The 26,767-nt window shown below is 65.7% G+C and carries 25 protein-coding genes; 24 read left to right on the top strand and 1 reads right to left on the bottom strand.

Annotated features, from left to right (window positions below):
- Positions 1 to 4 precede the first annotated feature (4 nt).
- The 15 genes from ACFWO3_RS09470 to ACFWO3_RS09400 all read left to right on the top strand — a co-directional run bounded on the left by ACFWO3_RS09470 (position 5) and on the right by ACFWO3_RS09400 (position 17,489).
- Positions 5 to 559: a transporter gene (locus tag ACFWO3_RS09470; protein ID WP_378576481.1), complete on the top strand. Its 555-nt coding sequence runs from the start codon at positions 5 to 7 to the stop codon at positions 557 to 559.
- A complete protein-coding gene (gene carA / locus ACFWO3_RS09465) occupies positions 556 to 1,758 on the top strand; it encodes a glutamine-hydrolyzing carbamoyl-phosphate synthase small subunit (RefSeq protein ID WP_378576478.1) in 1,203 nt (400 codons plus the stop codon). Before ACFWO3_RS09470 ends, carA begins: the two co-directional genes overlap by 4 nt.
- On the top strand, positions 1,758 to 5,102 hold the full coding sequence (carB, locus tag ACFWO3_RS09460) for a carbamoyl-phosphate synthase large subunit (RefSeq protein WP_378576476.1): 3,345 nt from the start codon (positions 1,758 to 1,760) through the stop codon (positions 5,100 to 5,102). Before carA ends, carB begins: the two co-directional genes overlap by 1 nt.
- Positions 5,099 to 5,929, top strand: a complete 831-nt coding sequence (gene pyrF / locus ACFWO3_RS09455; RefSeq protein WP_378576473.1) for an orotidine-5'-phosphate decarboxylase — start codon at positions 5,099 to 5,101, stop codon at positions 5,927 to 5,929. Before carB ends, pyrF begins: the two co-directional genes overlap by 4 nt.
- Positions 5,930 to 6,055: 126 nt before the next feature.
- Positions 6,056 to 6,376, top strand: coding sequence for an integration host factor, actinobacterial type (gene mihF, locus ACFWO3_RS09450; RefSeq protein WP_378576471.1), 321 nt, complete (start codon positions 6,056 to 6,058; stop codon positions 6,374 to 6,376).
- An 8-nt stretch (positions 6,377 to 6,384) separates the two neighbouring features.
- Complete coding sequence (gene gmk, locus ACFWO3_RS09445) at positions 6,385 to 6,987, top strand: guanylate kinase (protein ID WP_378576469.1); 603 nt, start codon at positions 6,385 to 6,387, stop codon at positions 6,985 to 6,987.
- 91 nt (positions 6,988 to 7,078) lie between these two features.
- The gene (gene rpoZ, locus ACFWO3_RS09440) at positions 7,079 to 7,381 is read left to right on the top strand and encodes a DNA-directed RNA polymerase subunit omega (protein WP_378576466.1); all 303 of its coding nucleotides are present in this window, start codon (positions 7,079 to 7,081) and stop codon (positions 7,379 to 7,381) included.
- 83 nt (positions 7,382 to 7,464) lie between these two features.
- A complete protein-coding gene (gene coaBC / locus ACFWO3_RS09435) occupies positions 7,465 to 8,688 on the top strand; it encodes a bifunctional phosphopantothenoylcysteine decarboxylase/phosphopantothenate--cysteine ligase CoaBC (protein WP_378576676.1) in 1,224 nt (407 codons plus the stop codon).
- A 156-nt stretch (positions 8,689 to 8,844) separates the two neighbouring features.
- Positions 8,845 to 10,059: a methionine adenosyltransferase gene (gene metK, locus ACFWO3_RS09430; RefSeq protein WP_378576674.1), complete on the top strand. Its 1,215-nt coding sequence runs from the start codon at positions 8,845 to 8,847 to the stop codon at positions 10,057 to 10,059.
- A gap of 28 nt (positions 10,060 to 10,087) precedes the next feature.
- The gene (locus ACFWO3_RS09425; RefSeq protein ID WP_378576464.1) at positions 10,088 to 12,109 is read left to right on the top strand and encodes a primosomal protein N'; all 2,022 of its coding nucleotides are present in this window, start codon (positions 10,088 to 10,090) and stop codon (positions 12,107 to 12,109) included.
- A gap of 89 nt (positions 12,110 to 12,198) precedes the next feature.
- Positions 12,199 to 12,879, top strand: coding sequence for a PadR family transcriptional regulator (locus ACFWO3_RS09420; RefSeq protein ID WP_378576462.1), 681 nt, complete (start codon positions 12,199 to 12,201; stop codon positions 12,877 to 12,879).
- A 138-nt stretch (positions 12,880 to 13,017) separates the two neighbouring features.
- Positions 13,018 to 13,992, top strand: coding sequence for an esterase/lipase family protein (locus ACFWO3_RS09415; protein WP_378576459.1), 975 nt, complete (start codon positions 13,018 to 13,020; stop codon positions 13,990 to 13,992).
- Positions 13,993 to 14,126: 134 nt separating this feature from the next.
- Positions 14,127 to 15,050, top strand: coding sequence for a methionyl-tRNA formyltransferase (gene fmt, locus ACFWO3_RS09410; protein WP_378576457.1), 924 nt, complete (start codon positions 14,127 to 14,129; stop codon positions 15,048 to 15,050).
- Positions 15,047 to 16,531: an RsmB/NOP family class I SAM-dependent RNA methyltransferase gene (locus ACFWO3_RS09405; protein WP_378576455.1), complete on the top strand. Its 1,485-nt coding sequence runs from the start codon at positions 15,047 to 15,049 to the stop codon at positions 16,529 to 16,531. The genes fmt and ACFWO3_RS09405 overlap by 4 nt, the downstream gene beginning before the upstream one ends.
- Positions 16,532 to 16,631: 100 nt before the next feature.
- A complete protein-coding gene (locus ACFWO3_RS09400; RefSeq protein WP_378576453.1) occupies positions 16,632 to 17,489 on the top strand; it encodes a mycofactocin-coupled SDR family oxidoreductase in 858 nt (285 codons plus the stop codon).
- Position 17,490: 1 nt separating this feature from the next.
- Here the strand turns inward: ACFWO3_RS09400 and ACFWO3_RS09395 are convergent, their stop codons facing one another.
- Complete coding sequence (locus ACFWO3_RS09395; protein WP_378576451.1) at positions 17,491 to 17,844, bottom strand: MmcQ/YjbR family DNA-binding protein; 354 nt, start codon at positions 17,842 to 17,844, stop codon at positions 17,491 to 17,493.
- A gap of 60 nt (positions 17,845 to 17,904) precedes the next feature.
- Here ACFWO3_RS09395 and rpe point away from each other — a divergent pair, with 60 nt between their 5' ends.
- The 9 genes from rpe (at position 17,905) to yvcK (ending at position 26,755) form a co-directional block, all read left to right on the top strand.
- Positions 17,905 to 18,588: a ribulose-phosphate 3-epimerase gene (gene rpe / locus ACFWO3_RS09390; protein ID WP_378576448.1), complete on the top strand. Its 684-nt coding sequence runs from the start codon at positions 17,905 to 17,907 to the stop codon at positions 18,586 to 18,588.
- A 7-nt stretch (positions 18,589 to 18,595) separates the two neighbouring features.
- Positions 18,596 to 19,645 carry a bifunctional diaminohydroxyphosphoribosylaminopyrimidine deaminase/5-amino-6-(5-phosphoribosylamino)uracil reductase RibD gene (gene ribD, locus ACFWO3_RS09385; RefSeq protein WP_378576446.1) on the top strand — a complete coding sequence of 350 codons (1,050 nt, stop codon included), beginning with the start codon at positions 18,596 to 18,598 and terminating at the stop codon, positions 19,643 to 19,645.
- A gap of 5 nt (positions 19,646 to 19,650) precedes the next feature.
- Positions 19,651 to 20,259, top strand: coding sequence for a riboflavin synthase (locus ACFWO3_RS09380; RefSeq protein WP_378576444.1), 609 nt, complete (start codon positions 19,651 to 19,653; stop codon positions 20,257 to 20,259).
- Positions 20,260 to 20,340: 81 nt separating this feature from the next.
- Positions 20,341 to 21,594, top strand: a complete 1,254-nt coding sequence (locus ACFWO3_RS09375) for a bifunctional 3,4-dihydroxy-2-butanone-4-phosphate synthase/GTP cyclohydrolase II (protein ID WP_378576442.1) — start codon at positions 20,341 to 20,343, stop codon at positions 21,592 to 21,594.
- Positions 21,591 to 22,088: a 6,7-dimethyl-8-ribityllumazine synthase gene (ribH, locus tag ACFWO3_RS09370; RefSeq protein WP_378576440.1), complete on the top strand. Its 498-nt coding sequence runs from the start codon at positions 21,591 to 21,593 to the stop codon at positions 22,086 to 22,088. Before ACFWO3_RS09375 ends, ribH begins: the two co-directional genes overlap by 4 nt.
- Complete coding sequence (locus tag ACFWO3_RS09365) at positions 22,085 to 22,555, top strand: PH domain-containing protein (RefSeq protein WP_378576437.1); 471 nt, start codon at positions 22,085 to 22,087, stop codon at positions 22,553 to 22,555. Before ribH ends, ACFWO3_RS09365 begins: the two co-directional genes overlap by 4 nt.
- Before the next feature lie 59 nt (positions 22,556 to 22,614).
- Positions 22,615 to 24,786, top strand: a complete 2,172-nt coding sequence (gene uvrC / locus ACFWO3_RS09360) for an excinuclease ABC subunit UvrC (protein ID WP_378576434.1) — start codon at positions 22,615 to 22,617, stop codon at positions 24,784 to 24,786.
- A 68-nt stretch (positions 24,787 to 24,854) separates the two neighbouring features.
- On the top strand, positions 24,855 to 25,721 hold the full coding sequence (gene rapZ, locus ACFWO3_RS09355) for an RNase adapter RapZ (protein ID WP_378576672.1): 867 nt from the start codon (positions 24,855 to 24,857) through the stop codon (positions 25,719 to 25,721).
- Positions 25,718 to 26,755, top strand: coding sequence for a uridine diphosphate-N-acetylglucosamine-binding protein YvcK (yvcK, locus tag ACFWO3_RS09350; RefSeq protein WP_378576432.1), 1,038 nt, complete (start codon positions 25,718 to 25,720; stop codon positions 26,753 to 26,755). The genes rapZ and yvcK overlap by 4 nt, the downstream gene beginning before the upstream one ends.
- Positions 26,756 to 26,767: the final 12 nt, after the last annotated feature.

Below are 26,767 nucleotides of genomic sequence, written 5' to 3'. Positions count from 1 at the left end.
CGGCATGGAGCGAGCGTTGTGGATCATAGGTCTGGTCATCTTCTGGGTGGCGATGATCGGTCTCATGTACTGGGGCTGGCGCGGACGAGCGAAGCGTCAGAGCGACCGAATCGGCGATCTGCCTCCGGTCCCCAAGGAGTTGGGAGAACAGACCGTCGCCCCTGTGACGGGCCTGTACGTCGGAAGCACCATCGCGCCGAGTTGGCAGGATCGGATCGCGGTGGGCGACCTGGGCTTCCGTGCCGCAGGGGAGATCGCCCGGTATACCGCCGGAATCCTGCTCGAACGCGACGGCGCCAACCCGATCTGGATTCCGGAAGCGTCCATTCGGGCGGCCCGAACCGAACGGGGTCTCGCGGGCAAGGTCATGACGAAGGACGGGCTGCTCGTCGTCCGCTGGGAACTGCCCACCGGCACCGAAGTGGACACAGGTTTTCGTGCCGACGACAAGTCGGTGTACCCGAACTGGATTCGTGGCACCGACACCGGCACCGACAGTGAAGATTCATCGAACTCGGCGGGCTCCGGCCAGGCCGAGCAGAACGGAGAGAGTGCGTGAGCGGCGCAGCGACGACAACGAACACACCGATCGGGACCGGGCCTGCGGTTCTCGTCCTCGAGGACGGGCGGACGTTCCGTGGAACCACATTCGGCGCTGTGGGACAGACCCTGGGCGAGGCTGTGTTCAGCACGGGAATGACCGGGTACCAGGAAACACTGACCGATCCGAGTTACCACCGGCAGATCGTGGTCGCGACGGCGCCCCAGATCGGCAACACCGGCTGGAACGACGAGGACGACGAATCGGTCGGACCCACGGGCAACAGCGCAGAGGCGAAGATCTGGGTGGCCGGCTTCGTGGTCCGCGACCCCGCGCGGCGTACCTCGAGCTGGCGTGCGACCGGATCGCTTCACGACGAGCTGGTTCGTCAGAACGTCGTCGGGATCGCGGAGATCGATACCCGGGCGCTCGTACGGCACCTTCGTTCGCGAGGGTCGATGCGCGCCGGTGTGTTCTCCGGCGACGCCATCGCCTGGTCGGGTGACTCGGTCGACACCGAGACGCTGGTGGATCGGGTGCGTCGCCAGCCGTCGATGCTCGGCGCGGACCTGGCCGGTGAGGTGAGCACGAGTAGTGGATACGTCGTGGAGCCGACCGGTGGCGAGGCACGGTTCACCGTCGCCGCCATCGACCTCGGCATCAAGACGAACACGCCGAGAATGTTCGCCCAGCGCGGCATCCGGGTGCACGTCCTTCCGTCGAATGCGTCGCTCGAGCAGATCGTCGATCTGAAGGCCGACGGCGTGTTCCTGTCCAACGGCCCCGGCGACCCGGCCACTGCCGACGGAGCAGTGCACCTGACCAAGGAGATCCTGGGCAAGGGGTTGCCGCTCTTCGGCATCTGCTTCGGTAATCAGATTCTCGGCCGCGCACTCGGGCTGAGTACGTACAAGATGAAGTTCGGACACCGTGGCATCAACATCCCGGTAGTCGAGCACGACACCGGCAGGATCGCGATCACGGCGCAGAACCACGGGTTCGCACTGGAAGGCGAGGCCGGCCAGGAATTCGACACACCGTTCGGACGAGGCGTCGTCAGCCACACCTGCGCCAACGACGGAACCGTGGAGGGTGTTCGGCTGCTCGACGGCAGTGCGTTCTCGGTGCAGTACCACCCCGAAGCGGCCGCGGGACCACACGATGCCGCCTACCTGTTCGATCGTTTCGCCAGCCTGCTCGAGGGAGAAAAGAAGTAATGCCACGCCGTCAAGATCTCTCGCACATCCTGGTGATCGGATCCGGTCCGATCGTGATCGGACAGGCATGCGAGTTCGACTACTCCGGAACCCAGGCCTGCCGGGTACTGCGCGAGGAGGGGTTGCGGGTCAGCCTGGTCAATTCCAACCCCGCGACCATCATGACCGACCCGGAGTTCGCGGACGCCACGTACGTCGAGCCGATCACCGCCGAGTTCGTGGAGAAGGTCATCGCCCTCGAGGCCGAGAAGGGGCACCCGATCGACGCGGTGCTCGCGACGCTGGGCGGCCAGACCGCTCTCAACACCGCGGTCGCTCTGCACGAGCAGGGGATCCTGGAGAAGTACGACGTCGAGCTCATCGGCGCCGACTTCGACGCCATCCAGCGCGGTGAAGACCGGCAGAAGTTCAAGGACATCGTCGCGAAGGTCGGCGGAGAATCCGCACGCTCGCGGGTGTGCTACACGATGGACGAGGTGCGAGACACCGTCTCGGATCTCGGTTTCCCGGTCGTCGTCCGCCCGTCGTTCACGATGGGCGGCCTCGGTTCCGGCATGGCCTACGACGATGCCGACCTCGACCGCATCGCCGGTGGCGGTCTCGCCGCGTCGCCGACCGCGAACGTGCTCATCGAGGAGTCGATCCTCGGGTGGAAGGAGTACGAACTCGAGCTCATGCGCGACGGGCGCGACAACGTCGTGATCGTCTGTTCGATCGAGAACGTCGATCCCGTGGGTGTGCACACCGGTGACTCCGTCACGGTTGCTCCTGCCATGACCTTGACCGACCGTGAGTATCAGAAGATGCGCGATCTCTCGATCGACATCCTGCGCGAGGTCGGAGTCGACACCGGCGGCTGCAACATCCAGTTCGCGATGGACCCCACCGACGGTCGCCTCGTCGTCATCGAGATGAACCCCCGAGTGTCGCGCTCGTCCGCCCTGGCATCCAAGGCGACCGGATATCCGATCGCGAAGATGGCGGCGAAGTTGGCCATCGGCTACTCGCTCGACGAGATCGTCAACGACATCACCAAGGAGACGCCGGCCTGCTTCGAGCCGACGCTCGACTACGTGGTCGTGAAGGCTCCGCGCTTCGCGTTCGAGAAGTTCCCGGGTGCCGACGGCACGCTGACCACCACGATGAAGTCGGTCGGTGAGGCCATGTCGATCGGGCGTAACTTCACCGAGGCGCTCGGCAAGGTGATGCGCTCGCTCGAGACCAAGAAGTCGGGATTCTGGACGGGCGCCCCCGTCGAGGGCGATCTCGAGTCGGTGCTCGAGTCGTTGCGGACACCGCATGACGGTCGGCTCTACGGCATCGAGCGGGCTCTGACTCTCGGCGCCACCGTCGAGCAACTGTTCGATGCCACCGCGATCGACCCGTGGTTCCTCGATCAGTTCGCTCAGATACACGAACTGGGGGAGCGGGTTCGCACTGCCGACGAGTTGTCGGGCGAGTTGCTGCGCCGCGCGAAGCACCACGGGCTGTCCGATCGCCAGCTGGCCGCGTTGCGTCCGGAACTCGGTTCCGAAACCGCCGTTCGCACCCTGCGTGAGTCGCTCGGAGTGCATCCCGTCTACAAGACGGTCGACACCTGTGCCGCCGAGTTCGAAGCGAAGACGCCGTACCACTACTCGACCTACGAGCTCGATCCGCAGGCAGAGACCGAGGTCGCGCCCCAGACCGAGCGTCCGAAGGTGCTGATTCTCGGTTCGGGCCCCAACCGCATCGGTCAGGGCATCGAGTTCGACTACTCGTGTGTGCACGCGGCGCAGACGTTGTCCGAGGCCGGATACGAGACCGTCATGGTCAACTGCAACCCAGAAACGGTCTCGACCGACTACGACACGGCGGATCGTCTGTACTTCGAGCCGTTGACCTTCGAGGACGTCCTCGAGGTCTACCGAGCGGAATCGGAATCCGGAACCGTGGCCGGCGTCATCGTGCAACTGGGTGGTCAGACCCCACTCGGCCTCGCGCACGCTCTGGAGAATGCGGGCGTTCCGATCGTCGGGACCACCCCTGCGGCCATCGACTTGGCCGAGGATCGCGGTGAGTTCGGCAAGGTGCTGGTCGAGGCAGGATTACCGGCCCCGAAGTTCGGAACCGCGACATCCTTCGAGGGTGCTCGTGACATCGCGAGCTCGATCGGTTACCCGGTTCTGGTCCGTCCTTCGTACGTTCTCGGTGGCCGCGGGATGGAAATCGTCTACGACGAGCCTTCCCTCGAGAGCTACATCTCGCGGGCGACCGAGATTTCCGACGACCGTCCCGTGCTGGTCGACCGGTTCCTCGAAGACGCCATCGAAATCGACGTGGACGCACTGTGTGATGGCACCGAGGTATATCTCGGCGGGATCATGGAGCACATCGAGGAGGCCGGTATTCACTCCGGTGACTCGGCGTGTGCGCTGCCGCCGATCACCCTGGGTCGGGCCGACATCGAGAACGTTCGTCGCTCGACGGAAGCGCTTGCCAAGGGGATCGGCGTCAAGGGCCTGCTGAACGTCCAGTACGCGCTCAAGGACGACGTTCTGTACGTCCTCGAAGCGAACCCCCGCGCGAGCCGCACGGTTCCGTTCGTGTCGAAGTCGACCGCCGTGCAGCTGGCCAAGGCGTGCGCACGGGTCATGCTCGGTGAGAGCATCGCCGACCTCCGCAAGAGCGGGGTGCTGCCGGCCGAGGGTGACGGTGGCACCGTATCCCCGGGGGCACCGGTGGCAGTGAAGGAGGCGGTCCTACCGTTCAACCGCTTCCGGCGTGCGGACGGGACGGGTGTCGACACCTTGCTCAGTCCCGAAATGAAGTCGACGGGCGAGGTGATGGGTATCGACGCCGACTTCGGCACGGCCTTCGCCAAGAGTCAGGCTGCCGCCTACGGCTCGCTGCCCACGACAGGGGCGGTGTTCGTGTCCGTCGCCAACAAGGACAAGCGTTCGCTGATCTTCCCGGTGAAGCGTCTCGCGGACCTCGGATTCACGATTCTGGCCACCGAGGGGACCGCGGACGTGCTCCGGCGTAACGGGATCGCGTGCGAACAGGTCCACAAGCACTCCGGTGAGGAACTCGAGGAGGGGGCCCGAACCATCGTCGAGCAGATTCGCGACGGCGAGGTCGACATGGTGATCAACACCCCGTACGGCAACTCGGGCCCACGTGTGGACGGTTACGAGATTCGCAGTGCAGCGGTGTCGGCCACCATCCCGTGCGTGACGACCGTGCAGGGCGCTTCGGCGGCCGTGCAGGGTATCGAGGCTGCCATCCGCGGAGACATCGGCGTGCAATCGCTGCAGGATCTGCACGCACGGCTCCGTGAGCCGGTGAAGGCCGCGAAGTCGTGACGGCCGGGCACACCTGGGGGGAGCGGCTGCGCGCGGCCGTTTCTCACCGGGGTCGCCTGTGTGTGGGGGTCGACCCTCATCCAGAACTGATGCGGGCGTGGGGTCTGCCGCTGTCCGCGGACGGACTCGAGACCTTCGCCGAGATCTGTGTGGAGGCGTTCGTCGGTGAGGTTGCTCTGGTCAAACCGCAGGTAGCGTTCTTCGAGGCCTACGGTTCGGCCGGGTATGCGGTGCTCGAACGCACGATCTCGGTTCTGCGTGACGCCGGAACGCTGGTGGTCGCGGACGCCAAGCGTGGTGACATCGGCTCGACGATGGCCGCGTACGCGCAGTCCTGGCTGGGTGAGGATTCGCCGTTGTCGGCGGATTCGGTGACCGTGTCGCCGTACCTGGGGTACGGCTCGCTGGATCCGGCTTTGTCGCTGGCCCGGGGGAACGGTCGTGGGCTATTCGTACTTGCCAGGACCTCGAACCCCGATGGTGGTGTCGTACAGCGGTCGGAGACGGCCACCGGAGTGAGCGTCGCGCAGTCGATCGTCGACGAATCGGCGGCCGTAAATGCCGGTGAACCGGACATTGCGGGGCTGGTAGTCGGCGCGACACGCGGACACGGCTTGGATTTGTCGAAATTTTCCGGACCGATTCTGGCGCCCGGACTCGGAGCCCAGGGCGCAACTGTCGCCGATCTCGCGGAGATTTTCCCTACTTCGCGAAAACTGTTGCTGCCCAACACATCTCGGGGTGTTCTGCGGCACGGACCGGCTGTGAAATCACTGCGTGACGCGGCGATGAAGGTTCGCGACGAGATCGAGGCCGGGCTCTCATAGCCCACCCGAATCCGCGTCTGACCTTGGGGGGTGGGTTCGCAATCGGCGGCAAGCCTGAGTACGGTCGCTATCGCCGCTGGTTAACCAGTGGTTTGGACTGTTTGCCAACGATGAGACGGAGGAACCGTGGCCCTTCCCCAGTTGACTGATGAGCAGCGCGCCGCTGCTTTGGAGAAGGCGGCTGCTGCCCGTCGTGCCAGGGCTGAGCTCAAAGATCGCCTCAAGCGCGGCGGCACGGACCTGAAGCAGGTTCTGGCCGACGCCGAGAAGGATGAGATCCTCGGCAAGATGAAGGTGTCGGCGCTGCTCGAGGCCCTGCCCAAGGTGGGCAAGGTCAAGGCGCAGGAGATCATGACCGAGCTGGAGATCGCTCCGACCCGTCGCCTTCGTGGCCTCGGTGATCGGCAGCGCAAGGCTCTGCTCGCCAGGTTCGATTTCGAGGCCTGAGTACGACAGTGGTGGCTGACGCACAAGTGTCAGAGTGCAAGACCGCAGTGCAGAGGGGTCGGCTGGTTGTTCTGGCCGGCCCCTCGGCTGTCGGCAAGTCGAGTGTGGTGCGGATGCTGCGCGAGCGGCTCCCGGACCTGATGTTCAGCGTGTCCGCGACAACGCGTGACCCCCGGCCGGGCGAGGTCGACGGCATCGATTATCGGTTCACCTCGGCCGCAGAGTTTCAGCGGATGATCGACGACGGCGAACTGCTCGAGTGGGCGGAGATTCACGGTGGCCTACAGCGGTCGGGGACACCAGCCAAACCGGTCGAGGACGCTCTCCGTGCCGGGAGGCCGGTGCTGGTCGAGGTCGATCTGGCCGGAGCCCGAGCCGTGCGTGCGGCCATGCCGGAAGCGGTATCGGTCTTCATGGCACCGCCGAGCTGGGAGGTTCTCGTCGATCGCCTGACGGGCAGAGGCACCGAACCGCCCGAGGTGGTCGAACGGAGACTCGAGACCGCACGCGTGGAATTGGCGGCCCGAGACGAGTTCGACCAGGTGATAGTCAACGAGGATGTCGGCCGTTCGTGCGACGAGTTGGTATCCTTGTTGGTTGGACGGCCGTGACCGCCGCCCTGTAAGCACTGTTCACCTGCATCGAGTAGCGATATTCGCAGGTAGAACAACCGAAACCAGATCCAAATTCAGGAGATACCGAGTGAGCAGCACCCCCGCAGCAGCGTCCGCAGTCGAGGCCCACGGTCTGCCTGCTTACGACACACCGCTCGGCATCACCAACCCGCCCATCGACGAGCTCCTCGACCGGACCTCCTCGAAGTACGCGCTGGTGATCTACTCGGCGAAGCGAGCGCGCCAGATCAACGACTACTACAACCAGCTCGGTGACGGCATCCTCGAGTACGTCGGACCCCTCGTCGAGCCGGGACTGCAGGAGAAGCCGCTTTCGATCGCACTCCGCGAGATCCATTCCGATCTTCTCGAGCACACCGAAGGCGAGTGAGCGGAGGAGCTGCGGTGCCCGAGCACGCATCCGACTCGTTCGAATCCCGTGCTGCGGGACCGTCGCCGACTGTCGGTAAACGGATCGTCGTCGGTGTGGGCGGCGGTATCGCGGCCTACAAGAGCTGTGCCATCATCCGGAGCTTCACCGAGGACGGGCACCACGTACGGGTGATCCCCACGGAATCGGCGCTCGAGTTCGTCGGACGGGCGACGTTCGAGGCCCTGTCGGGGAATCCGGTGCACACCGGGGTATTCACCGACGTGCCTCAGGTTCCCCACGTTCGGCTCGGCCAGGAAGCCGATCTCGTCGTCATCGCTCCTGCCACCGCAGATCTGATGGCGCGCGCTGCCGGCGGGCGGGCAGACGACCTGCTGACCGCGACCCTGCTCACCGCACGGTGTCCGGTCGTGTTCGCCCCTGCGATGCACACCGAGATGTGGGAGCACCCCGCAACAGTTGCCAATGTCGCCACCCTGCGCGACCGGGGAGCGGTCGTCATCAAGCCCGCTTCCGGTCGGTTGACCGGGAAGGACACCGGTGCCGGACGGCTTCCGGAGCCGGAGGAGATCGTCGGCCTGGCGTCGCTCCTGCTGGAACGGGCCGAAGCACTTCCGCAGGACCTCGTCGGTAGGCGGATCGTGGTGTCGGCAGGTGGGACCCGTGAGCCCCTCGATCCTGTCCGCTTTCTCGGTAATCGCAGTTCCGGGAAGCAGGGGTATGCGATCGCCCGGCTCGCGGCCCAACGTGGTGCCCAGGTCACCCTCGTCGCCGGGTACACCTCCGGACTCGATGCACCTGCCGCGGTCGACGTCGTCGATGTGAAGACGGCCGAGGACATGCGTGTGGCCGTTGCGAAGCACGCATCGGCGTGCGATGCGGTCATCATGGCCGCGGCTGTGGCCGACTTCCGCCCGACGACAGTGGTGGCAAGCAAGATCAAGAAGGGGGCCGACGAACCGAATTCCATCGGCCTCACCCGAAACGCGGACATCCTGGCGGGCCTCGTCCAATCTCGCACCTCCGGAGAAATCGATGCGTCGACGGTGATCGTCGGGTTCGCCGCCGAGACCGGCGACGCGGACGGGGACGTCCTGTCGTACGCTCGGGAAAAGCTTCGCCGCAAGGGTTGCGACCTGCTGGTCGTCAATGCGGTGGGAGAGGGCAAGGCGTTCGAGGTCGATCACAACGACGGCTGGCTGCTCGGTGCGGACGGCTCCGAGTCGGCACTCGAACACGGGTCCAAGGCACTGATGGCGAGTCGCGTGCTCGATTCGCTCGCCCCACGTCTCGCAGAAGCTCGGTAGCCTGCGATCTCCAGCTGCAAGTAAGTATGTTGCCGGTCGGACGTGGGCGCTAGGGTCGTTCGCGATCCCTCGTGACTAAGCTGGGTCGTGAGGGTCGGGAATCGCTTCCCGTCACTGACCGTTTCCAATGAAACACGTCGTCGAGAGGGTATGTCTGTGAGCAAGTCCGGTAGTCGGCTATTCACCAGTGAGTCCGTGACGGAGGGGCACCCGGACAAGATCTGTGATGCGATCAGCGACTCGATTCTCGATGCGCTCCTCGCCGACGACCCGCGCGCCCGCGTTGCAGTCGAGACGATGGTGACCACCGGTCAGGTTCACGTCGCCGGTGAGGTCACCACCACGGCGTGGGCGGATATTCCCAAGATCGTGCGCGACACGGTCCTCGAGATCGGGTACGACTCGTCACTGAAGGGCTTCGACGGCAACTCCTGCGGTGTCAACGTTGCGATCGGTGCGCAGTCACCCGAGATCGCACAGGGCGTCGACCACTCGCACGAGGTACGAACCGGCGAACTCAGCGACGACGAAGTCGATCGTCAGGGCGCGGGCGATCAGGGCCTGATGTTCGGGTACGCGACCAAGGACACCCCGGAGTTGATGCCGCTGCCGATCGCGCTCGCGCACCGGCTCTCACGCAGGCTCACAGAGGTCCGCAAGTCGGGTGTGCTTCCTTACCTGCGGCCGGACGGCAAGACCCAGGTCACCATCGAGTACGACGGCGACGAGCCGGTGCGGCTCGATACCGTCGTCATCTCCACTCAGCATGCTGCGGACATCGATCTCGACAACCTGCTCACCCCGGATCTTCGTGAAAAGGTGCTCGGGTCGGTGCTGAGTGAACTGAACATCCCGGGACTGGACACCTCGGAGGTTCGACTCCTGGTCAATCCCACGGGCAAGTTCGTGCTCGGTGGTCCGATGGGTGATGCCGGCCTGACCGGTCGCAAGATCATCGTCGACACCTACGGCGGCATGGCTCGTCACGGCGGCGGCGCATTCTCCGGCAAGGACCCGTCGAAGGTCGACCGGTCGGCGGCGTACGCCATGCGCTGGGTCGCGAAGAACGCAGTGGCGGCGGGACTCGCGGACCGTATCGAGGTCCAGGTCGCCTACGCGATCGGCAAGGCAGCGCCGGTGGGTCTGTTCGTCGAGACGTTCGGGACCGAGCACACCGACCCTGCCCGGATTCAGCAGGCCATCTCGGACACGTTCGACCTACGGCCGGGCGCCATCATTCGGGACCTGGACCTGCTGCGCCCGATCTATGCGCAGACGGCCGCATACGGACACTTCGGACGCACGGACATCGAGCTGCCCTGGGAGAACACCGATCGTGCGGAGAAGCTCCGCGCCGCAGCCGGACTCTAGAACGGGCAATTCCGTCGCCCGCCCGAAGGTGAGCAAGGAGAAGACGGCAGCCGAACAGAACCCGGTGGCAAGGGTTCTGCCGCTGCTTCCTCTGGCTCACCTCGATCGCGAGTTCGACTATCTCGTACCGGAGGAAGCGAGCGCGGACGCGCAGCCGGGTGCTCGCGTTCGGGTGCGTTTCGCGGGTCGGCTGGTGGACGGGTTCGTCGTTGCGAGAACGGCGACCAGCGACCACCAGGGCAAGTTCGGCTGGATCGAGAGGGTCGTGTCTCCCGAGATCGTTCTCACTCCGGAGATAGCGAAGCTCGTGGACGCGGTCGCGGACCGTTACGCCGGAACCCGCGCCGACGTGCTGCGTTTGGCGATCCCGCCCCGACACGCGAGGGTGGAGTCCGAGAAGGCGGCGGACGACGCCGGTCAGGCGATTGTCGGTCCGGTGGACGTGTCGGCCTGGGATCGCTACGTGCACGGCGGTGCCTTCGTCAACGCACTGTCGGAGAAACGGATGCCGCGGGCGGTGTGGCAGGCCTTGCCCGGGGAGGACTGGCCGGGGCGTCTCGCCGAACTGGCCGCTGTCATCGCGGTGTCCGGGCTAAGTGCGGTGCTGGTGGTCCCGGATCAACGCGATCTCGATCGTGTCGTCGACGCGTGTTCGTCGGTCGTCGGTCGTGATCACGTCGTGGGTCTTTCGGCCGGGTTGGGGCCGGCCGCGCGCTACCGTCGCTGGCTTGCCGCGTTGAGGGGTACCGCGAGAATCGTGGTCGGCACTCGGGCTGCAGTCTTCGCACCGACTCCGGACATCGGACTGATCGTGCTGTGGGACGACGGTGACGACAATCTGTCGGAGCCGCGGGCGCCGTATCCGCATGCGCGTGAGGTCGCGCTTCTACGTGCGCACGGTTCCGGCTGCGCACTGGTGATCGGCGGCCACGCGAGGACGGCGGAGTCGCAGGCGCTCGTCGACTCCGGTTGGGCGCACGACCTGGTTGCTTCGCGCGACACGATTCGATCCAGTTCACCGAAGATCACTGCCTTGGCGGACAGTGACCAGGCTCTTGCCCGTGACCCTGCTGCGCGGGCGGCGCGTCTGCCGGCGATTGCGTTCGCGGCCGCGCGGGAGGCCCTGAAAGCGAACATGCCCGTGCTGGTTCAGGTACCGCGGCGCGGCTATGTCCCGAGTCTGGCCTGCGGGAAGTGCCGGGCGCCTGCGCGCTGTCGCCGCTGCAACGGTCCACTTGCACTGCCGGCGGCTGCCAACGACGACGGTGCTGTCACCCCGGCGTGCAAGTGGTGCGGTGTCTCCGACGCAGCGCACCGATGTCACGCGTGCGGAGCCCGAAAACTGCGAGCGGTCGTGGTCGGTGCAGGACGCACCGCCGAGGAACTCGGACGGGCGTTTCCGGGTGTGACCGTGCGAATGTCCGGTGGATCGGAAGTTCTGTCGGAGATTCCGAAGGGGCCGGCGCTCGTGGTCGCGACGGTAGGTGCAGAGCCGGTTGCGCATGGCGGATACGGTGCTGCGTTGCTTCTGGACGGTTGGGCATTGCTGGGCCGTGCGGATCTGCGTGCCGCGGAGGAAACGATGCGCCGGTGGATGTCGGCTGCTGCCCTCGTCGTACCGTTCGAAGCCGGCGGGCAGGTTGTCGTCGTCGCGGATTCCGGAATCCCGACTGTGCAGGCGCTGGTCCGCTGGGATCCGGTGGGGCACGCCCACTCCCAGGTGTCCGAACGCGCCGAAGTCGGGTTTCCGCCGATGGTGCACATGGCCGCGATCGACGGCAGTTCCGAGGCGATAGGGGAGTTGGTGGCGGCGGCGGATCTGCCGCCGGGTTCCGAGGTACTCGGTCCCGTCGACCTTCCCGTCGGGGCAAGGCTTCCGTTCGCCGGTGACACACCCGAGCCCGACGAAGTTCTGCGGATGCTGGTGCGCGTTCCGCGATCGCAAGGACGTGAAGTGGCCAGAGCACTCTCTGCTGCTCAGGCGGCCCGCAGCGCGCGCCGGTCGACGAAGCCTGTGCGCATTCAGATCGACCCTTCCCGCATCGGCTGAGAACAACGACATCGTTCCCCTGCCTTGCCAGAAGACTATTGACGATATATCGTCGATGCATCATCAATAGTTCAACCTAGGAGGTTGTGATGGAAGGATTCGAACGCGGCCGTGGGCCGCGAACCGGTCATGGAGCCGGACGCGGCCGATTCGCTTACGCCGAAGGGCCGCATCGACGCGGACCCAGGCGGGATCGATTCGGTTTCGACGACGGCATGTACGGTCCTGGTGGGCATTTCGGTCGCGGTCGTGGGCGAGGCGGGAGAGGGCGGCGCGGCGACGTCCGTGCTGCAATTCTCCTGCTGCTCGAGGGCAATCCCATGCACGGTTACGAGCTGATCCAGCAGATCGTCGGACGTAGCGAGGGGGTGTGGAAGCCGAGCCCCGGTTCGATCTATCCAGCTCTGGCGCAACTCGAAGACGAGGGCCTGGTCGTGATCGAAAAGGTCAAGGGCCGGAAGACGGCTCGATTGACCGAGGAGGGAACCGCCTACGTCGAGACGAACCGTAGTGAGTTGGGTTCGCCGTGGGACGACGTCCGCGACACAGTGGGGCGTTCGGCGCAGGATCTGCGGGGCCTTATCGGACAGTTGATGGGCGCTGCAGGGCAGGTGGCCGCAGTGGGTAACGAAGAGCAGAACCGGCGCGCAGCCGACGTGCTGGTCGAGGCACGGCGTTCGCTGTACCGGATTCTCGCGGAGGAACCGGACGCTCCTTCGCCGGACGACTCCGCCGGCGGCGAGTCCGGGCCAGGTGACTCCGATCGATAACGGCGAAGTTCTGTCGACATCGAATGTAGGCGAATCCGTTCGGTAAACGTGACCGTGGCGCGGGTACCCCACCTCCCTCCCGCGGGCAGGCTCTGAACAAGACCAGCCGGTACGAATCGGAGAGGATCGTGGTGCGGGATGAATCGGAACCGAACATCCGGATGCGTGGTTCGCACCCTGTGCCTGTGTGTCGGCGCGGTGATCGCAGGTAGTGGTCACGTGGCGGCGGATCCCGGTGCGGCCGGCCCACCGCAGGGCGCTCGCAGCGCGGCGGTCGCCTACGCGCAGGCGCATCCGGGAAGTTCGCCGAGTGGTTCCAACGATTTCGATTGCACACCGTCGGTGGAGCATCGCGAGCCGGTCGTACTCGCGCACGGCACCGACTCCAGCGCGTACCGCGACTGGGCGAAGCTGGCGCCGATGCTCGCCGAGGACGGTTACTGCGTCTTCGCGCTCGACTACGGAGCGGATCCCGACGATCGATCGGGTGAAGAATCGTTCGGCACGGGTCATCTCGTTGCGAGCGCGAACGAATTCGGGCGATTCGTCGACAAGGTCCGCTCGGCGACCGGGGCCACACACGTCGACGTCGTCGGATACTCGCAAGGAGCCAATGTGACACGGTACTACGTGAACAAACTCGGCGGTTCGGCCGAGGTACGGAAATGGGTCGGACTCGCGTCACCCACCTACGGCGGCACGATGTACGGGCTGGGTCCAGCCCTTCATGGACTACCCGGTGGCGACGACTTCGTCAGGAGGGCCACGTCGACGGCGGTGTTGGAGCAGCTGCAGGGATCACCGTTCCTGAACGAGCTGAACAACCCGGTCGACACGGTTGCGGGGGTCGCGTACACCACCGTGGGATCACGCTACGACGAGATGATCCAGCCGTACACGAATCAGGCGCTGCGTGGTCCGGGAGCTACGAACATCATCGTTTCGGACGTGTGCCCGCAGAACGCGTCCGGGCATTTTCGGGCGCCGTACGATCCCTTCACGCTGGATCTCGTTCGCAGCGCGCTCGACCCTGATGCGCAGCCGCGAGCCGACTGTGAGTTCGTGCCTCTCGGTGCGGACATCCCACAGGTGATTTTCGACAGCAACTCGTAACGGCGGGTAAGTAGGCGTGCACGGACTCCTTAGACTGGTGGTCGCGCCGGGGAGTCCGGCGCTGTCTGCGAGGGAGATTTCTTGGTGTCGGAGTATCTGGCTGCGTTCACTGCCGCCGCGACGGTGTGGTCCGAATGCGCATAGTCTTCGCCGGCACCCCGGATGCCGCAGTGCCCTCCCTCGAGCGCCTGATCGGGTCGACCAGGCACGAGGTCGTCGCTGTCGTGACGAGGCCGGATGCCGCCGCTGGACGTGGCCGCAAATTGGTGCGATCACCGATCGGGGCCCTCGCCGACTCGCACGGCATCGAAGTACTGACCCCGGGTCGTCCGTCCGAACCCGATTTCGTGGAGCGCCTCGAGGCTCTTGCTCCGGACTGCGCGCCGGTCGTCGCTTACGGTGCGCTGCTACCGAAGAACGTGCTCGACATCCCTACCCATGGATGGGTGAACCTGCACTTCTCGTTGTTGCCCGCATGGCGCGGTGCAGCGCCGGTTCAGGCTGCCATCGGTGCCGGCGACGACATGACCGGCGCGAGTGCGTTCCGTCTCGAGGAGGGGATGGACACGGGGCCGGTGTACGGGGTCGTCACGGAACGGATTCGGGACACCGATACGTCGGGCGATCTGTTGGGGCGACTGGCGACCGGCGGTGCGATCCTTCTCGACTCGGTGTTGGACGGAATCGAGGACGGCGCACTTTCCGCCGTCCCGCAATCTGCCGACGGTGTGTCGTACGCACCGAAGGTCACCGTCGACGCCGCTCGCATTCGATGGGATCGACCGGCTGCGTTGGTCGACCGGCACATCCGATCGGTGACCCCGGCGCCGGGCGCGTGGACGACCATCGGTGACCTCCGCGTGAAGCTCGGGCCGGTGGCGCATACCGACGAACACCTCGAGCCGGGGGAGATGGCCGTGTCGAAGTCGGGTATGTCGGTGGGAACGGGCACGACAGCCGTACGACTCGACCGCGTCCAGCCGCAGGGCAAGAAGGAGATGGCCGCAGCCGACTGGGCGCGCGGAGCACGACTCGACGTGGAGGTACGAGCACAGTGAGCGAATCCAGAAGACCGTCGCGGCGAAGTCGCTCCGGTTCCGATTCCAGGAACTCCCCACCGCCTCGCGGCGACAGGAGCGCGCGCGGTGCCGGGTCTCGCAACAACAGGCCGAAGCAGCCGGGACGCCCCGACGCGGCGCAGGCGAACCTGGACCAGCCGCGCCTCGCTGCGCGTGACGTATTGCGGGCGGTACGTGAACGCGATGCCTACGCGAACCTCGTTCTTCCCGGGCTGCTTCGGGAACGTCGCCTCGACGGCCGTGACGCGGCACTCGCAACGGAACTGGCCTACGGCGCCTCGCGCGCTCAGGGGTTGCTGGACGCGGTGATCGCCGACTGCGCGGGACGGCCGATCGAGGAGGTCGACGGCGAACTGCTCGACGTTCTGCGTCTCGGTACCTATCAGTTGTTGCGGACCCGGGTCGCTCCACATGCGGCGGTCGCGACATCCGTCGATCTCGTCCGGGCCGAGGCAGGCCCCGGAAAGTCCGGTTTCGTGAACGCCGTCCTGCGGCGTGTGTCGGAGCGTTCGGAGAAGGAGTGGGTCGACCGCCTGGCCCCGCAAGATCCGGTCGGGAGAGTTGCGTTCCATTACGCACACCCCACGTGGATCGCGCAGGCGTTCGCCGACGCCCTGGGTGCAGATGCCGGTGAGCTCGAGGACGCGCTCCTCGCGGACGACGCTCGTCCGGCTGTTCACCTGGTGGCCCGCCCGGGAGAGATCTCGGCCGAGGAACTCGCACTCGTCACAGGCGGGGAGATCGGCCGCTACTCGCCGTATGCGGTGTATCTCGACGGCGGAGATCCCGGATTGCTCGACGCGGTTCGCGAAGGTCTTGCCGGCGTTCAGGACGAAGGTAGCCAACTCGTCGCCCGCACTCTCGCCCAGGCACCCGTCGAGGGCGTGGATGGCGGCCGCTGGCTCGATCTGTGCGCGGGCCCCGGCGGCAAGGCTGCGCTTCTCGGCGCGCTGGCCGGGATCGAAGGTGGACGTCTCGACGCGGTCGAACCGGTGGAGCATCGCGCCGAGCTCATCCGCAAGACGACGCGAGAGCTACCGGTGGACGTCCGGGTGGTCGACGGCCGGGAGTCCGGGCTCGAACCCGGCTACGACCGGATCCTCGTCGACGCCCCGTGTACGGGACTCGGCGCACTTCGGCGGCGTCCGGAGGCGCGTTGGCGTCGACAGCCGTCGGATGTTGCAGATTTGGCCAAGTTGCAGCGCGAACTGCTCGCCGCCGCGATCGACCTGGTGCGTCCGGGTGGTGTCGTGCTCTATTCCACCTGCTCGCCGCATCTGTCCGAAACGGTGACGGTCGTGGCCGACGCGGTTCGGCGCTATGGGATGACCCAACTGGACACTCCGAGTTTGCTGCCGAACGTGCCGAACGTCGGTGCGGGTCCCGGCGTGCAGCTGTGGCCGCACAGGCACGGCACCGACGCGATGTTCCTCGCAGCGTTGCGTAAGCCGAACGACTGACGGCCGGTCGACCCGGAATCTCTATAACGTGTTCCAGGACTGACTAAAACGTGTTCTACTTTCAGTTGTGTCATGCATCACACTCGACTGGAGGATTTCGATGAATCGCGTTGCCGGAAAGGTCGTTCTCGTCACCGGAGCTGCCCGCGGACAGGGGCGTAGTCACGTCGTGCAGCTCGCCGACGAGGGCGCAGACGTCATTGCGTTCGATCTGTGCGAGAACATCGACTCCAACGAGTACCCGCTCGCCACGGAGGCGGATCTCGAGGACACACGCAAGTTGGTCGAGAAGTCCGGCCAGCGGGTGGTCACCGCGAAGGTCGACGTGCGTGATCGGGCGGCTCTGAAGACCGCGCTGGATTCGGCCGTGGCCGAGTTGGGTCGACTCGACGTCGTCGTTGCCAATGCGGGCATAGCCCCGCTCGGGCCCGAGGTCCCCGTCGAAGGGTTCGTCGATGCATTCGACGTCGACTTCGTGGGCGTGATCAACACCATCCACGTGGCCATTCCGCACCTCCAGGAAGGTGCGTCGATCATCGCTACCGGCTCGGTTGCGGGACTCGTTCCGCAAACGGGTCTCAACGGTCAGCAGGCGCTACAGGGGCCTGGCGGTGACGGTTACGGGCTCGCGAAGAAGATGATCTGGACGTACACGAACTCGCTCGCGCTGACCCTCGGCCCCAAGTCGATCCGGGTCAACGCCGTACACCCCACCAACTGCAACACCGACATGCTGCAGAGTCCGCCGATGTACCGCACGTTCCGTCCGGACCTGCCGAACCCCACCGCGGAGGACGCGAAGGTCACCTTCCCGTTCATGCAGGCCATGCCCACCCCGTGGGTCGAACCGTCGGACGTGTCGCACGCCGTCGTCTTCCTGGCGTCGGACGAATCACGATTCGTGACAGGCCAGCAACTGCGGGTCGACGCCGGTGCCGGGCTGAAGCTGGGCGTCTGACCTATCCGGCGCCGGGCGACTCCTCGTCGAACGTCGCGATCAGACGCTTGGGGGCTTTCGTTCGCCACGCGTCCTCGAGAACTTCGGCCAGCCGCCCGGATTCGACCTGTTCGAGATCGACGAGGATCGCGCCGTAACCGTCGTAATGGGGTGTGGTGTAGAACGGTGCGCCCTCGGCGAGAAGTGCCTGCTTCTCGTCGAGGGCGCACATCGCCACCAATCCACCGTCGGATTCCGTCCGTAGCCGTGCGAAGGTCTTGCCTCGAACCTTCAGCGCAGGTGTTCCGTACGACGTGGATTCCGCGACCTCCGGCAGGTTCTCTGCGATTTCCACTACCTGTTCCCACATCGGCATGCGTCGATTATCGCGGTGGCGACACCGACCGTGTGGGTGTTACCGACTAAACTCCGCCGCGTGGCACATCCGATGATCGCACCGTCCATTCTGTCCGCCGATTTCGCGCGTCTCGCGGACGAGGCCGCCGCCGTCGCGGGCTCCGACTGGCTCCACGTCGACGTCATGGACGCCCATTTCGTCCCGAATCTCACACTCGGTCTTCCCGTGGTCGAAAGCCTGTTGAAGGCCACCGACATCCCGCTCGACTGCCATCTGATGATCGAGAACCCCGGCCGGTGGGCGCCGCCGTACGCCGAGGCGGGTGCGCACAACGTCACGATCCACGCCGAGGCGACCGACGATCCGCGCGCGGTTGCTCGCGACATCCGGGCGGCGGGCGGCAAGGCCGGCCTGAGCGTGAAGCCGGGGACGTCGATCGAGCCGTATCTCGAGATTCTGAAAGACTTCGACACACTCCTCGTGATGAGTGTGGAGCCCGGCTTCGGTGGTCAGTCCTTCATGCCCGAGGTGCTCGACAAGGCGCGTGCCGTCCGCAAACTGGTCGACTCCGGTGAGTTGACACTTCTCGTGGAGATCGACGGCGGTATCAACGCGAACACCGTCGAACAGGCGGCCGAAGCCGGTATCGACTGCTTCGTGGCTGGGTCTGCGGTCTACGGGACAGCGGATCCCGATGCTGCCGTCCGCTCGCTTCGCGAGCAGGCAGCGAAGGCGTCACCGCACCTGACTCTGGCGAACTGATACCTCCGTGGCCCACACCAACAGTCGTGCCGACATCGAGGCCACGATGGCGATCGCGATCGAAGCCGCGGAATCGGCGCGCGGATTCAGCACCCCCAACCCAGCTGTGGGAGCGGTGATTCTGGCGACGGACGGGACGATCGCGGGTGTCGGCATGACCCAGCCGCCGGGCGGGCCACATGCGGAGATCGTCGCGCTCCGGCAGGCCGGCGCCGCAGCTCGCGGTGGAACGGCCGTCGTGACGCTGGAACCGTGCAATCACCAGGGGCGAACCGGCCCGTGTTCGCAGGCGCTGATCGACGCCGGGGTCTCGACGGTGCACTATGCCGTCGACGACCCCAATCCGGCTGCGGCCGGTGGGGCGGCAACCTTGCAGGCGGCCGGGATCCGAGTCACCGGCGGAATCGGGTCCGAGGCGGCATCGCGCGGGGCATTGCGGGCATGGTTGCACAAGCAGCGCACCGGTCGGCCGCACATCACGTGGAAATATGCCGCCACTCTCGACGGTCGCAGTGCGGCGGCGGACGGCACCAGCCAGTGGATCACCGGGCCCGCCGCTCGTGGCCGTGTGCACGAGGACCGCGCGAAGCTCGACGCCGTGGTGGTGGGGACGGGCACGGTCGTCGCGGACGACCCCTGGCTCACTGCGCGAATGCCGGACGGCTCGCTCGCGGCCAGGCAACCTCTGCGTGTGGTCGTCGGCACCCGCGACATTCCGGCGAGTTCGCGGATCCTCGACGATGCTGCACCGACCCTGCACCTGCGAACGCGCGACGTCCACGAGGTGATCGACACCCTCACCGATCTCACCGACGTACTGATCGAAGGTGGCCCCACCCTGGCCGGCGCCTTCCTGGCTGCCGACGCGGTGGACCGAATTCAGGCCTTCGTTGCTCCGGCGATCCTCGGTGCGGGTGCCGCGGCCGTCGGCGACGCGGGAGTACAGACCATCGCGGAGGCTCGCCGGTTCAGCCGCGAATCCGTGGAAACAATCGGGCCCGACATCTTGTTGAGCTTGATTCGGGACTCGGGTCCTGGTGTGGGAAGACAGGAGTAGCGGACGTGTTCACAGGAATTGTCGAGGAACTGGGTGAGGTCGTCGCAAGGGAGGACCTGACCGACGCCGCGCGTTTCACGGTTCGTGGCCCGCTGGTGACGTCGGACGCATCGCACGGCGACTCCATCGCTGTCAACGGCGTCTGTCTGACCGTCGTGGACGTTCTCGCCGACGGGTCGTTCACCGCGGACGTGATGAAGGAGACACTCGACCGATCGAGCCTCACCCGGATCGGCGTCGGCAGTCGGGTGAATCTCGAGCGCGCCGCGGCCCTGGGGAGCAGGCTCGGTGGACACCTCGTTCAGGGGCACGTCGACGGCACCGGGCACGTGGTGAGCCGCAGTCCTTCCGAGAACTGGGAGGTCGTCCGAATCGCTCTACCCGACAGCATCTCTCGATACGTTGTCGAAAAAGGGTCGATCACGGTCGACGGAGTGTCGCTGACGGTATCCGCGCTCGGCGGCGACAAGGGCGACGAGTATTTCGAGATCTCGTTGATCCCCACCACGCTCGAGATGACGACACTGGGTGGCACCGAAGTCGGTTCTCCGGTGAACCTCGAGGTGGACGTGATCGCAAAGTACGTGGAGCGCCTGAATGGCGCATCGGGTTAGGTCGTACTGTTGGGTTGCATCCTCGAGGTGCATCCGCAGGTATTCGTAGTTGCTCTAGTGAAGACGTTGGAGACCGAGCACGTGACCAGGTTCGACAGCATCGAGCGCGCAGTCGCCGATATCGCCGCAGGCAAAGCGGTCGTCGTCGTGGACGACGAGGACCGTGAGAACGAGGGTGACCTCATCTTCGCGGCCGAGAAGGCAACGCCGGAACTCGTGGCATTCATGGTTCGCTACACGTCCGGGTACCTGTGTGTTCCGCTCGACGGTGCGGACTGCGACCGTCTCGGACTTCCCCCGATGTACGCGACGAACCAGGACAAGCACGGCACCGCGTACACGGTGACCGTCGATGCCCGTGAAGGTATCGGAACCGGTATCTCGGCCTCTGACCGTGCCGCGACGATGAAGTTGCTGGCAGATCCGTCGACCGGCGCTCAGGACTTCACCCGGCCCGGCCACGTCGTTCCGTTGCGCGCGAAGGACGGCGGCGTCCTTCGCCGCCCCGGACACACCGAGGCCGCCGTGGACCTCGCACGGATGGCGGACCTGCGTCCCGCCGGAGTCATCTGCGAAATCGTCAGCCAGAAGGACGAGGGCGCGATGGCGCAGACGGACGAGCTTCGCGTGTTCGCCGACGATCACGATCTTGCTCTCGTCTCGATTGCCGATCTGATCGCGTGGCGCCGCAAACACGAGAAGCACGTCGAGCGCATCGCCCATGCCCGCATCCCCACCCGGCACGGTGAGTTCACCGCGGTCGGCTACCGGAGCATCTACGACGACGTGGAACACGTGGCTCTCGTGCGTGGGGACATCGCGGGACCGGACAAGGACGGGAGCGACGTTCTCGTGCGGGTCCACTCGGAGTGCCTGACCGGCGATGTGTTCGGTTCGCTGCGCTGCGACTGCGGGCCGCAACTCGATGCCGCACTCGACATGGTCGCGGAGGAAGGTCGCGGTGTCGTCCTCTACATGCGGGGTCACGAGGGTCGGGGTATCGGTCTGATGCACAAGCTGCAGGCATATCAGTTGCAGGACTCCGGTTCCGACACCGTGGACGCCAATCTCGAACTCGGTCTTCCAGCCGACGCACGTGACTACGGCATCGGTGCCCAGATTCTCGTCGATCTGGGTATCTCGTCGATGCGACTGCTCACGAACAATCCCGCGAAGCGGGTGGGTCTCGACGGCTACGGTCTGCACATCACCGAACGCGTGTCCATGCCGCTGAGGGCGAACGCGGAGAACTTGACCTATCTGCGCACCAAGCGTGACCGCATGGGCCACGACTTGATCGGTCTCGACGATTACGAGGCCGGTGAAGTGCGGTGAGCGCTGAGGGAGTGCCGCATCTGTCGGTGTCGGATGCCAAGGACCTGAAGCTGGCGATCGTCGCCGGCCGTTGGCACGCCGAGATCTCGGATGCCCTCGTCGCCGGAGCTCACCGGGTTGCCGAGGAAGCCGAGATAGAAGACGTGACGTTCGTGCGGGTCGCCGGCGCGATAGAGCTGCCCGTGGTGGCGCAGGCCCTGGCGAGGACCCACGACGCAGTGGTGGCGCTCGGTGTGGTCATCAGGGGCGGAACCCCGCACTTCGAGTACGTGTGCGACGCGGTGACTGCCGGACTCACGCGGGTTTCTCTCGACGAGAGCACTCCCGTCGGAAACGGCGTTCTCACGACCGACACCGAGCAGCAGGCACTCGATCGTGCAGGCCTTGCCGACTCCAAGGAGGACAAGGGTGCCGAAGCGTGCGCTGCGGCATTGGACGCGGCAGTGACGCTGAAGCACCTACGGCAGCCGTGGACGGAGGATTCGTTCCGGTGACCGCCGCAAGCGAGAGCCGTGACGCCGACCGGCAGTGGGAGCTGATCGCGCGACCACGCAAGTCTCGGAGGGCTGCGATCGCGGTCGCGGTGCTCCTGGTCGTCGTTCACGTGACGCTGGGCATCCTTCTGCGCACCGAGCAGACCGGGGTGTTCTTCCAGCGGTCGGATCAGCTCGCGATGGCAGGACTCGGATGCATCCTGGCGGCCGGTGTGCTTCTTCTCACCCGCCCGCGCCTGCGAGTCGGGCCCTCGGGTATCGCGGTACGAAACGTCCTGAGCGAGAAGATCGTCGACTGGGATCTGGCCCGCGGATTGTCCTTTCCCGATGGCGCTGCCTGGGCCCGTATCGAACTCCCCGACGACGAATACATCCCGGTCATGGCCATTCAGGCGAACGATCGTGAGTACGCGGTGGACGCGGTTCGTCGCTTCCGGGCCGTCGAGGCCGAATACACCCGTTCCTGATGGCGGAGGTAGGCGCTCCTGCGGGTGGTCGCGTCGGTGGCTCCCGCTAACGTGGTGGTGTGCCTGATCCCTCGACCTACCGACCTGCAACCGGAACCATCCCTGTTGCGCCGGGGGTATACAAGTTCCGGGACCCGCACGGCCGCGTCGTCTACGTGGGCAAGGCGAAGAGTCTCCGCTCGAGGCTCAATTCGTACTTCGCCGACATAACCTCGCTGCACCCACGCACCCGCCAGATGGTGACGACGGCTGCGAGCGTGGAGTGGACGGTTGTCAGCACCGAGGTCGAGGCACTTCAGCTCGAGTACAACTGGATCAAGGAATTCGATCCGCGCTTCAACGTGCGGTATCGCGACGACAAGACGTATCCGGTATTGGCCGTCACCCTGGGGGAGGAGTTCCCCCGGCTTTTCGTGTATCGAGGTCCGCGGCGCAAGGGCGTTCGCTATTTCGGTCCCTATTCACACGCGTGGGCGATTCGCGAGACCCTCGATCTACTCCTGCGGGTGTTTCCCGCCCGAACGTGCTCGGCGGGCGTCTTCAAACGTCACAACCAGATCGGCAGGCCCTGTCTGCTCGGGTACATCGACAAGTGTTCGGCACCGTGTGTGGGCAGGGTGTCGGCCGCCGAGCACCGGCGGATCGTCGAGGATTTCTGTGACTTCCTCGCCGGGCGCACCGACCGGCTCGTGCGCGAGGTCGAACGCCGCATGCAGGACGCGGCCGAAGAGCTCGATTTCGAGCTGGCCGCACGTCTGCGGGACGACCTCGGAGCGTTGAAGAAGGCCCTCGAGAAGCAGGCCGTGGTGCTGGGTGACGGCACCGACGCCGACCTCGTGGCGTTCGCTTCCGACGAACTGGAAGCAGCCGTACAGGTGTTTCACGTTCGTGGCGGCCGGGTGCGGGGTCAGCGTGGATGGGTGGTCGAGAAGTCCGGGGACGTGGCCGATGCGGCAGGTGACGAACGCCGCGGGGAGTCGGATCTGCCCGCTCTCGTGGAGCAGTTCCTCACGCAGTTCTACGGCGAACAGGCTGCGCTCTCGGGTGAGAGTGCGTCGGACTCGACCACCAACGCGGTTCCGCGTGAGGTCCTCGTTCCGGTGCTTCCGGATGGCGCCCCCGAGATCCAGGAATGGCTGGGGGAACTGCGTGGTTCGGCGGTTCAGTTGCGGGTTCCGCAGCGCGGTGACAAGAAGGCGCTGGCCGAAACCGTGCAGCGGAACGCGCACGAGGCGCTCGCCCAGCACAAGCTGCGGCGGGCAGGCGACTTCACCTCGAGGTCGGCTGCCCTGCAAGGAATTCAAGAAGCACTCGACCTGGATTCGGCCCCGTTGCGGATAGAATGTGTCGATATCAGTCATGTGCAGGGCACCGATGTCGTTGCATCCCTCGTCGTGTTCGAGGACGGGTTGCCCAAGAAGTCGGACTACCGGCACTACGGAATCAAGGAAGCAGCGGGCGACGGTCGCTCGGATGATGTTGCGAGCATCGCCGAAGTCACTCGCCGCAGGTTTCTTCGCCACAACAAGGACCTCGCGAACGAAGCAGCGAGAGGAGGGGACGGTGGTGACCTCGCTCCCGAAGCAGCCATCGACCCACAAACGGGTAGACCGAGGCGATTCGCGTATCCACCCAATCTCTATGTCGTCGACGGAGGCCTGCCACAGGTCAATGCCGCTGCCGCAGTGATGGACGACCTCGGTGTGACGGATGTTGCCGTCGTCGGGCTGGCGAAGCGCCTCGAAGAGGTGTGGGTTCCGGGCGAGGACGACCCCGTCATTCTTCCGCGGGCGAGCGAGTCGCTGTACCTACTGCAACGCGTCCGCGACGAAGCGCACCGATTCGCCATTACCTACCACCGCAGCAAGCGTTCGCGCCGTATGACGGCATCCGCCCTCGACTCCGTGCGCGGTCTGGGGGAAACCCGCAGGAATGCGCTGGTGAGCCACTTCGGGTCGGTGGCCAAGTTGAAGGAAGCCACGGTCGACGAGATCACGGCGGTCCCGGGGGTCGGGGTTGCCACTGCCCGTGCGGTGCTCGACGCACTGGGTTCCGGCGCGGAGCAGTCGGTCCAGGTACAGGGCCGAGATCGAACCTCCTCGCCGGAGGAGTCGAGTGCGTCCTCGCCCAACGTGAGGGATGATGAAGGCGCCGAAGGGCCGATCGACGGGCCATCCGGTACGGACGATCTACACACCCGAGCACAACGAACAGGGCAGAGTGTCGAGTGAGCGATCAACAGGGGCGAAGCGCAGCAGATCGGGATGTGGATGTGCAGGCAGACGTAGCGGGAAAGACCATGGAGTTCCTCCTGGTCACCGGCCTCTCCGGAGCAGGGTTGCAGACGTCCGCGAAGGTACTCGAGGACCTCGGGTGGTACGTCGCCGACAATCTCCCTCCCGAGCTGATCTCGCGGATGGTCGATCTTTCACTGGAGTCTGACTCGCGTATCGAGCGCCTTGCGGTCGTCATCGACGTGCGGAGCCGGTTGTTCACGGGTGATTTCGGTTGGGTGCTCGCCGAGTTGTCGTCGAAACCGATTCACACCAGGGTTCTCTACCTCGACGCCTCCGACGATGTGCTGGTGCGTCGGTTCGAACAGGTTCGGCGCAGCCACCCCCTGCAGAACGACGGAATCGACGGCACCCTCTCCGAGGGGATCGCGGCCGAACGAGATCAGCTGGCGACGGTCAAAGCTGCCGCCGATCTGGTGATCGACACATCGGCGCTTGCCGCCCATCACCTGCGACAGAAGATCGAAGATGCGTTCGGAGGCGACGCGAACAGCACGGTCCAGGTGACCGTCCAGTCGTTCGGGTTCAAGTACGGTCTGCCGATGGACGCGGACGTGGTGTGCGATGTGCGCTTCCTGCCGAACCCCCACTGGATTCCCGAACTGCGTGAGCACACCGGGCAATCGGCCGGTGTGCGCGACTACGTGTTGGCCCAGTCGGGTGCTCTCGACTACCTCACTACCTATCATCATCTGATGGAGCTGACGATTGCCGGCTACAGGCGGGAGGGAAAGCGCTACATGACGATTGCGGTGGGATGCACCGGTGGTAAACACCGGAGCGTTGCCATGTCCGAGGCCCTTGCGGGGCGACTGGGGGACGACGCAGGGCTGAATGTTCGCGTCGTACATCGTGATCTGGGGCGCGAATGACGGCGATCGATTCTGTAGCCTCTGCGCCTCGCACGGTGGCTCTGGGGGGCGGGCACGGATTGTTCGCGACCCTGAGTGCCGCTCGCCGGTTCAGCCGGGAGGTGACGGCCGTGGTGACGGTGGCCGACGACGGCGGATCATCCGGCCGCCTTCGGTCCGAACTCGGCGTTCTGCCACCCGGCGACCTCCGCATGGCGCTCGCGGCCTTGGCTGCGGAGGACTCCGACGTCGCCGACTGGACCGCGACGATTCAGCACCGGTTCGGCGGCATCGGAGCGCTGGCGGGCCATTCGGTCGGCAATCTGATGCTCGCAGGACTCACCGAGGTTCTCGGAGACCCGGTGGCGGCGCTCGACGAGCTGGCGCGTCTTCTGCGGATCGAAGGTCGAGTGCTACCGATGTCTCCGATCGCGTTGGACATCGAGGCGGACGTACAAGGTCTCGAAGCGGACCCGCGGGTCAGTCGTTGTATTCGAGGTCAGGTGGCCGTCGCGACCACGCCCGGAAAGGTACGCCGTGTTCGACTGCTCCCGTCCGGCCCGCCGGCGTGTCCGGATGCCGTGGACGCCATCGGCCGCGCGGACATGGTCGTCCTCGGTCCGGGTTCCTGGTTCTCCAGCGTGATTCCACACGTCCTGGTACCCGAGGTGCTCGAAGCGCTGTCGACAACCGGCGCCCGTAAGGTGCTGGTTCTGAATCTCGCTCCGGAGCCGGGGGAGACTGCGGGATTCTCTGCCGAACGCCATTTGCACGTACTCTCCCAACACGCACCGGACCTCTCGGTCGATCACGTGGTCGTCGATTCCGGCTCGGTGCCTGCTGGGCGCGAACGTGAGCATCTCGACCGCGCCGCACGTAAGTTCGGTGCCCGGACGATGTACGCGGACGTGGCGAAAAACGGCACCCACACGCACCATGCAGACAAATTGGCCGCAGTTTTCGAACGGCTCTGGTCCGACACCACTTCGGGGGTTCCGGACGGTGCCGGCGACGAGCGAGCGGTGAACGAAAGGGAGAGCGCTTCGTGGCAATGACACCGGAGGTTC

The organism is Rhodococcus sp. NPDC058521 (assembly GCF_042719695.1).
Classification (GTDB): Bacteria; Actinomycetota; Actinomycetes; order Mycobacteriales; family Mycobacteriaceae; genus Rhodococcus_F.
The sequence above is the reverse complement of the archived record's forward strand: the minus strand, read 5'-3'. Positions and strand labels throughout refer to the sequence as shown.

Coding starts and splice junctions, on each gene's coding strand:
- ACFWO3_RS09470 (WP_378576481.1), top strand. CDS start 5: ATGGAGCGAGCGTTGTGGATCATAGGTCTGGTCATCTTCTGGGTGGCG.
- carB (WP_378576476.1), top strand. CDS start 1,758: ATGCCACGCCGTCAAGATCTCTCGCACATCCTGGTGATCGGATCCGGT.
- fmt (WP_378576457.1), top strand. CDS start 14,127: ATGCGCATAGTCTTCGCCGGCACCCCGGATGCCGCAGTGCCCTCCCTC.
- ACFWO3_RS09415 (WP_378576459.1), top strand. CDS start 13,018: ATGAATCGGAACCGAACATCCGGATGCGTGGTTCGCACCCTGTGCCTG.
- rapZ (WP_378576672.1), top strand. CDS start 24,855: ATGGAGTTCCTCCTGGTCACCGGCCTCTCCGGAGCAGGGTTGCAGACG.
- ACFWO3_RS09395 (WP_378576451.1), bottom strand. CDS start 17,844: ATGCCGATGTGGGAACAGGTAGTGGAAATCGCAGAGAACCTGCCGGAG.
- yvcK (WP_378576432.1), top strand. CDS start 25,718: ATGACGGCGATCGATTCTGTAGCCTCTGCGCCTCGCACGGTGGCTCTG.
- ACFWO3_RS09400 (WP_378576453.1), top strand. CDS start 16,632: ATGAATCGCGTTGCCGGAAAGGTCGTTCTCGTCACCGGAGCTGCCCGC.
- ACFWO3_RS09420 (WP_378576462.1), top strand. CDS start 12,199: ATGGAAGGATTCGAACGCGGCCGTGGGCCGCGAACCGGTCATGGAGCC.